Source organism: Synergistaceae bacterium (assembly GCA_021372895.1).
Classification (GTDB): domain Bacteria; phylum Synergistota; class Synergistia; order Synergistales; family Synergistaceae; genus JAJFTP01.
This window is the reverse complement of sequence record JAJFTP010000012.1, coordinates 53629-63555: the sequence shown is the minus strand read 5'-3', so window position 1 is coordinate 63555 and position 9927 is coordinate 53629. Positions and strand designations below refer to the sequence as shown.

Annotated in this window: 12 protein-coding genes; all 12 read left to right on the top strand. The window is 48.7% G+C overall.

Going from position 1 to position 9927, the window contains the following annotated elements:
* Positions 1 to 465: hypothetical protein (locus LLF78_01675; protein ID MCE5201210.1), on the top strand; the 465-nt coding region annotated here is incomplete at its 5' end.
* A gap of 5 nt (positions 466 to 470) precedes the next feature.
* Positions 471 to 1088: a PilN domain-containing protein gene (locus LLF78_01670; protein MCE5201209.1), complete on the top strand. Its 618-nt coding sequence runs from the start codon at positions 471 to 473 to the stop codon at positions 1086 to 1088.
* Positions 1085 to 1639 (top strand): hypothetical protein, encoded by a 555-nt coding sequence (locus LLF78_01665; protein ID MCE5201208.1) that lies wholly within the window; start codon positions 1085 to 1087, stop codon positions 1637 to 1639. The genes LLF78_01670 and LLF78_01665 overlap by 4 nt, the downstream gene beginning before the upstream one ends.
* The gene (locus tag LLF78_01660) at positions 1636 to 2208 is read left to right on the top strand and encodes a hypothetical protein (GenBank protein ID MCE5201207.1); all 573 of its coding nucleotides are present in this window, start codon (positions 1636 to 1638) and stop codon (positions 2206 to 2208) included. The genes LLF78_01665 and LLF78_01660 overlap by 4 nt, the downstream gene beginning before the upstream one ends.
* Positions 2175 to 4037: a hypothetical protein gene (locus LLF78_01655; protein MCE5201206.1), complete on the top strand. Its 1863-nt coding sequence runs from the start codon at positions 2175 to 2177 to the stop codon at positions 4035 to 4037. Before LLF78_01660 ends, LLF78_01655 begins: the two co-directional genes overlap by 34 nt.
* 79 nt (positions 4038 to 4116) lie before the next feature.
* Positions 4117 to 5829: a Flp pilus assembly complex ATPase component TadA gene (tadA, locus tag LLF78_01650; protein MCE5201205.1), complete on the top strand. Its 1713-nt coding sequence runs from the start codon at positions 4117 to 4119 to the stop codon at positions 5827 to 5829.
* Between the two features lie 18 nt (positions 5830 to 5847).
* On the top strand, positions 5848 to 6924 hold the full coding sequence (locus tag LLF78_01645) for a type IV pilus twitching motility protein PilT (GenBank protein ID MCE5201204.1): 1077 nt from the start codon (positions 5848 to 5850) through the stop codon (positions 6922 to 6924).
* Between the two features lie 26 nt (positions 6925 to 6950).
* Positions 6951 to 7256, top strand: coding sequence for a hypothetical protein (locus LLF78_01640; GenBank protein MCE5201203.1), 306 nt, complete (start codon positions 6951 to 6953; stop codon positions 7254 to 7256).
* A gap of 28 nt (positions 7257 to 7284) precedes the next feature.
* Entirely contained in the window at positions 7285 to 8184 is a 900-nt protein-coding gene (locus LLF78_01635; GenBank protein MCE5201202.1) for a hypothetical protein, read from the top strand.
* On the top strand, positions 8139 to 8753 hold the full coding sequence (locus LLF78_01630; protein MCE5201201.1) for a hypothetical protein: 615 nt from the start codon (positions 8139 to 8141) through the stop codon (positions 8751 to 8753). The genes LLF78_01635 and LLF78_01630 overlap by 46 nt, the downstream gene beginning before the upstream one ends.
* A 107-nt stretch (positions 8754 to 8860) precedes the next feature.
* Positions 8861 to 9433, top strand: coding sequence for an elongation factor P (gene efp, locus LLF78_01625; GenBank protein ID MCE5201200.1), 573 nt, complete (start codon positions 8861 to 8863; stop codon positions 9431 to 9433).
* Between the two features lie 47 nt (positions 9434 to 9480).
* Entirely contained in the window at positions 9481 to 9876 is a 396-nt protein-coding gene (locus tag LLF78_01620; GenBank protein ID MCE5201199.1) for a hypothetical protein, read from the top strand.
* Positions 9877 to 9927 lie beyond the last annotated feature (51 nt).

Genomic DNA, 9927 nt, shown 5'->3' with positions numbered 1-9927 from the left:
ATACAGATATCCGCCATCGAACCGGCTCAGATCGCGCTTGAGAGATCTGCCACTCCGAGGCTTGCGCCATGTGACGCGGCTGTATATGTGTATGCCGGAAGGATAAGTTCCGTTCTCACTCTTTCATGGAAGGGCAACGGTGTTTTTTACCGCAGGATGTCTCTTGGTTTTGAAAATTTACCATTAGAGCCTGATTCTGAAAATGAAGAAGCTGCCGCGCGGTCAGTGGCTTTTGTCAAAGAGCTCCGATTATCCCTGCAGTTTGCACTTTCACAAATCAGAGGTTTTGAGCCGGAATCGGTATTTATTTTTGGATCAGCGGTCTCTGATGGATTTTGTTCGTTGATGAAGGAAACTCTTTCTTTGCCCTCGGTCATCAGGATAGATCCAATGCGGGTACACGGATTAGAGTTCAAGAGCGAAGCGGGAAACTGGGATATTCCGCTTGGACTTGCGCTTAGGTAGCAGCGATGGTAGTCAAACTTGACCTGCGCATTCCGGGAAAGGAAACGAGGAAGGAAATAGAGACCGGCTATAGGCATCTTCTTGTCTTTGCCGCCGCGGCGCTGTTTTTGTTCACTATGATCATCATTTTGGGTCTCGGCACGTGGAAGTTTTATTCGCTGAGCAATGAAAAAAAAGATCTCGCGCGCATGGCAGCTGCCGAAATGCAGAAATTGCAGATAATGGATAACGAGCTTAAGCGGGTGGTCAAAGAAAATGACCTGACAGAGGATAAGCTTGATTATATGCTCGGAGATATTCCATCGTTAGAACTTCTCTCCGCCCTTTCGGCAATACTTCCGGATGGAGTCGCTCTGGAGCATGTCAATATAACCCAGGATAAAGCCTTATTCAAAGGGATGGCGCATAATGAAAAAAGCATCCTTCTTTTTACTGATAATATCGCTTCTTCCGATCTCACCCTGTCTGTCTCGTTGCCGGTAATCGTTCCTGCTGTCAGAAACGGCATTAAGGTCCGTGATTTTACAATAGAGTGCGAACTGAAACCGCTCTATCGTATTTTGTCAGTTGAAATGGCCTCAAAGCTAAAATCTGATGACATATCGGCGGGTACGGGGCTTTGATAAGGTTTGAGCCGAATGAATTTACAAAAAAACAGATGCTGGCTGGAGTAGCAGGAGTATTACTGTTGCTGGTCGTCCAGTTCTTCCTGATAAAATCGGTCAGGACGCTTTATACTGAAGTGCAGGTTCTGAAACATGAAAACAGTGCAATGCAGGCAGAGCTGGACCGAAAGTCAGATTCGATCGTACTCTATAAATCCATGGTCAAATTAGATCGTTCCTCTTTGCCTGTACCTGCAGAATCAGCCACGAAGTTTTATTCCGCACTTTTAAGTATTTTATCGGCTACGGGTTTTGATGGGGCGGAGGTGGTCAAGGCTTCATCTGACGAAACCAGCGTCAGCTTCACAGTCAGCGCGGAGGCTGATTATTTCGCTCTGCTGCGCCTGCTGTCTTCGCTCAGGCAGGGCCCTTACATGGTCCGCCTTACAAGTCTTGATGTAACCGGCGGAGTTGAAGGCAATGTAAAATTTTCATTTACCATTCAGTCCGGAATATCGGCAGTTACAGCTAACGCAGCCGCTTCCGGTGAAGCGGAGGTAAAACGATGAAAACTCCGGCTGATATTCTAAGCTTTATAAAGCGGGACAAATACACAGCCTCTTCTCCGGAGGAACATAAGAAGATGTTGTTTTTCTACGCGGCGTTCATGCTTTTTGCCTGCGCATCGGCATTCAGTATTACTAATTACATCTGGCTCAACAGGATATCGGGATCACTGCCGATCGTAAACGACGGATCGACCGCTGAGGAGCATGATATAAAGGCCAGGGCGGATGTTCTTAACAACAAATTCGGGGCGTACATGAAATTCAGAAAAAACAGCGGACAGCTCGTATCTCTTGCCGAGGCGGTCGGACGGTATCCTGTAGCCATGCTGCCTCTGCCCGTCGCGACAGAACTTTCAGTCCCTGAAATGGCGCCGCCGTCTGTGACTGTAAAGGCAATTGTCGTTATGGATCGCACCGGAGCAGCCACGCTGGATATTGAAGGAGAGCCGCCTGGGCAGATAATGAGGCAAGGGTCGGTCTTCGGAGGCGGCAAGGGTAAAATAACAGGTATTGATACGGGAGGAGTGAGCTGGACATGGACAAAGAAGAAATATCGCACAGAGCTTTAAATATATTCAGGCGGTGCCTGAGGTTCTGTCTCCCTGTGCTGGCGCTGATGTCGCTTACGGTCCGGCCTGCTTTCTCAGTTACGCCTTCTGCCGAGACAGGCGAGATCAAATCGGTGATAGAGGCTATAAAGGTCCGCCAGATAGGCAGTGATCAGATCGTGCTTGAACTGCGCGGGACATCGATGAGTCTGCCTGCAGTGGAAGAAAATCCCTCTGCGGCTCTTGTCCTGAAATGGAGCGGCATCCGTTTCCCGCGTGACACGGACAAAAAAGACTGGTGGGACGGATACGAATGGGATGTCCTGAGGCTTGACACTCAAAAGAGCGAGGAATGGTGGCAGAAATATGATTATCCTCTCGCACAGCGGATACAGGTGGTCTCAAATGATAAACAGGGCGTGACAATGACTATAATCGGCGAAAAACCGCTTAAGGTCAAAAAGATCTCCGGTATGTCCGGCTCTGATCGTATCACTCTCCAACTGGCGGCGGAGAGTGACATAAATCTGCCGTCTCCGCCGCCTCCGCGACCGAAAACAGAGGGGGATCCCCTCGGCATGGCGACGCCTGTTACCCTGGAACTTCGAGAGGTCTCTGTCAGGGATGTATTCCGGATGCTCGCGGATCTCAGGCATCTTAACCTTATAATAGACTCCTCTGTACCTGACAATCTGATGACATTTTCTTTCAGGAACGCAAAATTCAGCGAAGTATTTGCTTATATGCTTCGCATGAATGATCTTTCTTATGCGCTTATGGGGCGTACCCTTGTCGTCGGTACCGCCGAGAGCATAGGAAAAACACTTGGGAAGAACATCACAAAGGAATACAGGGTGGCCTACGGCGATGTCACAAAGTTGCCTGCTATCATCATGGGTCTGGTTGCGCTGCCCAAACCTCCCGTAGCCGATGAGAGGCTTCGTGCTCTTTATGTCACAGGGACGCCCGAGCAGCATGCCGAAGTAGAAGCGCTGATGAACAGGATCGACCATCCAGGAAAGCAGGTCATGCTGGAAGCCCGCCTCATCGAGATCAATGACGGTGCGGAACAGGCAATAGAGACAATGCTGAACGCTGTCTACAGGGGATGGCTCTTTTCGTACGGAGCAACCGGGTTTGGCACTGAGTACACTTATGGCAACATGTCAGGCGGGCTGACACCCAACATTGTTCCGTCAGACACTGCCGATCAGGGCGAGTTCCCTATACCCGGATACAGCACCGGCGATGCCTATAACCCGGTAAACCTTGTCGATCCGACAATGAAGATGCTTGACGCCGGACTTAGGGCGATGGAGACGAACAACAAGGGCAAGGTGCTGGCAAATCCATCTGTTGTTGCACTGGATGGGCAGAAAGCGACTATAAAGCTTACTCATAATTATCTGTATCAATCCGGATTGGATGAAAGCGGCAACCCTGAATTCACGGAGCAGGAGACGGGACCGACTCTTGATATAACACCCATTCTGGGACGCGACGGTTTTGTTACGCTGAAACTAAAGATCTCTACCGGAGAGATAGTTGCTTTCCGTGACAGCGGTGCCTCTGAAGTCCCAGAGACTACGAAACGCGAAGTAGAGACTCAGATTCGTGTGAGGAACGGAGAACTCTTTGTTATCGGCGGCCTTTATCAGGAAAGCAAAACGAAGAGCGTTTCACGTGTGCCTGTTCTGGGCTATATCCCTCTTATCGGAGAACTGTTTACGAACAGAAAAGATAACCATTCAAAATCCGAGATGGCATTTATTATAGTCCCGCATATCCTTGATGTGCCCACAGGAGCTTCAGAGGTTTATGATATGCCAGGTAAAAGCCTGATACAGTAAAATCAAGATAAGCACTTAATAGCTCTTACGCCGGCTTTTGTCAGACTTGTTGCTAATTTTTCTTACAGAGGGAGGAAATATTTTGAATAAACCAATAAGGACTGTTCGCTTAGGGGAACTTTTGATCAAAGCCGGTGCTATTACAAAAGCGGATCTTGACGCGGCCCTTGAAGAGCAGCGAGTTTCTCAGATGCGGCTTGGTGAGATCCTGATAAAAAACGGATATCTGACGGAACTTCATCTTGCGGAGGCACTCAGCGAGCAGCTTGAAATACCGTTTATCTCTCTTGTAAAGTTACGGCCGGAACAGGATGCTTTATCGTTGGTGCCTGAAAATGTTGCAGCGCGGCTCAACGTTATGCCGATAGCCCTTTCCGGCAATGACAGAATAATAATAGCAATGTCTGATCCAATGGATGCCCTGGCTGTAGATGAACTTCGCATGCTGACCACCAGGGAAATAGATATAAGGATCGCCACAGCTACGGACATCAATAAAGCCCTGTCTGCGCATTATCGCGTGCATACGAGTGTCAATGAAGCCATGGCCGATATAAAGAAACATGAAGGGACCGCCGCTCCCGACATAGTCAGCATCTCTCAGACGAGAGCCCAGGATGTAAGTTCGGTCAGTGCTGATGACGCCCCTGTAGTTCGCCTTGTAAACAGCATACTGGAACAGGGGGTAAGGGAAAAGGCCTCGGATATACATATAGAACCATCGGATGAGACCACCAGAGTAAGATTACGCATAGACGGCACCCTTTTCAGCAGCATAGAGATACCAAAGAACCTGCACCTCTCGCTGATTGCACGGATAAAAATATTATCAGGAATGGACATTGCGGAGAAGAGACGCCCTCAGGACGGACGTATCCTCATAAGGGTCGGAGGCAGGAGGCTTGACCTTCGTGTTTCAACCATACCCTCCATGTTCGGGGAAAAAGCGGTGCTTCGTCTGCTGGACCAGAGCAACGAAAATGTCGGCCTTGGCAAGCTTGGTTTTGACGATGAGCAGCTGACGGCGCTTAATAAGGCTGTTTCTGCCTCATATGGTATTTTTCTTATTACCGGACCTACAGGCAGCGGCAAATCAACGACACTTTACTCCCTCCTCGAGGTCATAAACGACCCCAAAGTGAATATAATAACCTTGGAAGATCCTGTCGAATACACCATACCTGGAATAACCCAGATCCAGATAAACGAAAAAATAGGCCTCACTTTTGGAAGCACGCTCCGTTCCGTACTTCGTCAGGATCCTGATAAACTTATGGTCGGTGAAATACGTGACTCGGAGACGGCACATCTGGCCGTCAGGATCGCACTGACAGGACATCTTGTGCTGAGTACGCTGCATACGAATGACGCGCCTACCGCGATCAACAGGCTTGTTGATATGGGGGTCCCGCGCTTTCTTTTGGCATCATCGGTCCGCGGGGTCGCCGCCCAGAGGCTTGTGCGCAAATTGTGTCCGAACTGTAAAAAGGAGATAGTAATATCCGAACATGTGTCGTCTGAGGTCGGGCTGCCTTCAGGAACGAAGTTATATTCACCTGTAGGCTGTCCGGCCTGCAGGTTTACAGGCTACAGCGGCAGGACGGCTATAGCCGAGCTTATGATGATCGACCCGGATCTGCGGGATATGATAAACAATGCGAGCCCGGAACAAGTTATCAGAGATCATGCCCGAAACCATGGCATGAAGACATTGCGCGAAGCCGCTCTGAAGAAAGTTCTTGACGGGGTGACCAGCATAGAAGAAATGCTCTCCATAACAATGGGAGATTAAATTTTTGGGGGATATTTTATGAAAAACTTTGAGCTTCAGGATGTTCTGCTGTATGGCATAAATAACAGTGCCAGTGATATTCATTTGGAAGTAGGCGAGCAGCCCGCGCTGAGGATCAACGGATCTCTTGTCAGGTGCGATGATTTTGAATCTTTATCATCTGAGAATATGGACGGGATACTGAAAAAACTGCTGACAAAAGAACAGGCGGAGAAGTTCTATCTTGAACGTGAATACGACTTCAGTTTCAGCCTTTCTTACGGAGCAGGGGAGAGCCAAAGGTTCAGATGCAACTTTTCTTTTGAACGCGGTAATCCTGCGATCGCACTCCGTATAATCACAACTAACATACGTACAATAAAGCAGCTCTGCCTGCCTGAAGAACTGAAGAGCATCGCATACAGGAACAGCGGGCTTTTTCTTGTAACCGGTCCGACAGGCTCCGGCAAGTCAACGACCCTTGCTGCCGTTATTCAGGAGATAAACCTAAACCGTTCGGTGCATATAATAACGATCGAAGATCCAATAGAATATATATACAATTCATCTCAGGCCCTAATCCATCAGAGGGAGGTCGGAAGCGACACAAAAAGTTTTGCCGAGGCGCTGCGCAGGGCAATGAGACAGGATCCGGACGTCATAATGATAGGAGAGCTGCGTGACCTTGAAACTATAGCGGCCGCAGTAACGGCTGCCGAAACAGGCCATCTTATCCTTGCGACCCTGCATACATCAGATGCACCGCAGAGCATTGACAGGATCATAGATGTATTTCCGCCTTATCAGCAGCAGCAGATACGTATCCAGCTGTCCTCCATATTGATAGGCATACTGTCGCAACAGCTTGTGCCAATTGCTTCAGGAGCCGGGAGGATGGCTGCAACTGAATTTTTAATAGCAAATAATGCTGTGCGTAATTGTATAAGAGAGGCTAAAACAGCACAAATCAAGAATGCTATACAGACGGGATCTACGCTCGGGATGCACACCATGGACCAGGACCTTGCGAGGATGTATAAGGAAGGTTTCATCAGCCGTAAAGATGCGCTTGCATGTTCTTACGACGTGAAAGAGCTTGAGCGATATCTTATTTAAAAATTATGAAGGCGCACACCGGTGCAATGCTGACAGAAACTATAGCGGCCTGTTCCATTGCCTTTATCACAATTGCCGCGGTAGCGTCTGTTTTATATACCGCAGCAGCAGTTGTCGGGGATTCAAATGACAATCTTATTATGGAACGGGTCAAAGAAAAAGTCCTGGCGGATCTGGCTGCGGGCAGTAATGTGTCAGATATCTCCGTCTCGGGCAGCGGGTGCGAAATTGGCCCCGTTCGATCGGAGGGCGGGACAATTATCCTGCGAATTTTTCGAGACGGATTTACGGGAAGGAAGGAATCCCTTGTCATCTGGCCGGCGGCGCAGTAGCGGGAGGCGAGGGTTTCTCCTCGTTGCGATGTGCGTAGCGTTGCTGCTCTTCGCCTTAATGGCTCCGTCTATGCTGACCACGCTGAAGACAGCTTCAGAGGGAGTCCCTCTTTATTTAGACTACAGGACCGCCTCTGCCAGGACCGCAAGGGCGGCGGCGCTTTTAAAGGCCCCGATCTTTTATTGCGGATACGGTCTGCCTGTGGATGGGCAGAAATATAAAGCAGCATTTGCAGATCAGCTCACGGAGCCATTCTCATGGGATGGCCCTATAGGTTCGGTCTCCCGGATCTATCCAAACAGCGAGCTTCGCATTGCCTATGCCCAGACGGGAACAACTAAGACGTCATCTGTTTTTAAATGCAACAGTCCGACCGGTACGATCCCGTTATCCAGGAAGCCGGAAGAAAGTGAAATAATATCAGTCTCGCCAGGCTCATCAAAACCAAAGAATATCAAGAACTGGATAATTTTTGGCGGGACGATCCCGCCATCCGCGCCTCTTTCAGTTATAAGAATCGAAGGATCATCATTGAAGGTCAAAAGCTATTCCGTATCCAGTTTTTATATTCCAAAGGGTGACAGAACGCATCTGTTCAGAGCGATGAAGATATTCTGCCGTGATGGCTGCCTATATACTTCGGACTACCGCACAAGCGGTGAACAGCCCCGTATCGAAGGTATCAGCGACATGCGCTTTGACGTTGATATGGCTAAAAGGGAGGTAACGGTCTATATCCTGTCAAGGGGCAACGCGGTTTATGATACTCCGCCGAAGATAATAGGAAGTGAGAGCTGGCCCGAAGAATATTTGCGGCCATGGGTGGAGGATCCTTCTGAATATCAGCTTTACGCTTCGGCTATAACATGGAGGCTGCCAAATTGCATCGGCGAAAATATACTGAGCGGAAAAGGCATAACGGAGTAATTTTTATTACTGTCATTTTATGGGTTTTTGCGGCGTGCACCTGCGCTGCGCTCATCCTCTCCGTGGCAAACAGCACTGCGGCGGAACACAATTGGCAGACGACCATACTGAGACGGGATAATATAGCATCGCAGGCGTCTGCATTGGCCGAAGCATGGTTCACCGGCAATCTGAACAGCGGCAGCCTTTTTTCGGCGTCGGAATTCGAAACGGGGGCGGCTCCGCGCAGCGACCCATATATCCCGTTGCCGTCAGACATGCTTACAATTTTGAAAAAATCAAATCCGCTTGCGGATATCAATGTCAGTATTATAGATCAGAATTACAGCGATAGCGTTGCTTCTTCCATGGATAAGCTCGGGGTCCCTTTTACCGGGCCATTGATGATAGCTTCTGCTGATGGAGTGTTAAGTCAGGACATATACGGTGTAAAATATTTTCAGCTGCGTGCGTCTGTTGCACTGAATGATCTGCCTGACGACCACATAACGCTTGTCAGAAATTTTGCTGTGCTGCAAAGAGAAGACGGAACTTATCAGGCGATTTGCATTTGTACAAAAAAACAATGAGTCAGGAAAGACAAAATCACGCTCTTTATGCTATGATTATGCGGCATGTTTATGGGTTTAGTTTTGTGGGGTAATATCCCCGCTAATCGGCGCAGGGAGGTTTTTTCATGGCACAAATGGTAGATACGAGTGATTTCCGTCCCGGACTGAAGATAAAATGGGAAGGCGGGATGTGGGTCATTCTGGAATGTTCACATCATAAGATGGGACGGGGAGGTGCGATCGTAAGAGGCAAGCTTCGCAACCTTGAGACAGGTGCAGGGGTCGACCAGTCATTCAAATCAGGGGAGCGCTTTGAGAGGATCGTTTTTGACGAGAAACCGGCCCAGTATCAATATAAAGATGGGGACAGATATGTATTTATGGATATGGAGTCCTACGATCAGGTATATCTTTCAGAGGATGTCCTGGGCGATGCCGCAAAGTATCTTGTAGATGACCTTGAAGTAAGCTTTGACATGTACGAGGGCAGGGTAATGGGAATAGAACTCCCTAACTCCGTCCCTATGAAGATAACAGACACCCCGCCCGGATTTAAAGGTGATACGGCCTCCGGCGGCGGCAAACCTGCTACGACGTCGACCGGCCTTAATATTACAGTTCCCTTCTTTGTAGAAAACGGAGAAATGGTTCTCGTTGATACAAGGACAGGAGAGTATCTCGAAAGGGCAAAGAAATAAACCTGCAGATCTGTCTCTGCAGGCATAATCCAACGGGAGGGATTCTTATGAGCGCACGGGAGAATATAGCATACCTGAAAGGGCTTATCGATGGTCAGAATGTGGCTGATACGCCGGAGAAGACGAAGTTTTATGCGGCACTTATCGACGCTCTTGATTCCCTGGCGGATGAAATTGAGGAACATGAAGAAGTCCATAAGGAACTCAACGACTATCTGGAACAGCTGGATGAAGATATCTGCAGCATAGAGGATGATATCGAGGCTATCATTGAAGATGAGACGGATGAAGAAGATGACGATGATTTCGACGAAGAAGAGTATACATCGGTGACATGTCCGCATTGCGCAAAGGATTTCTATTTTGAACCGGCAGCATATGACGATGACGAGGACCTTCTTTGCCCGCACTGCGGCAAACCGTTCAAATTTCCTGAAGATTGACCGGAGAAATATTGACATACAGGTACGATATCTTTTAGCATGGGAGGGATC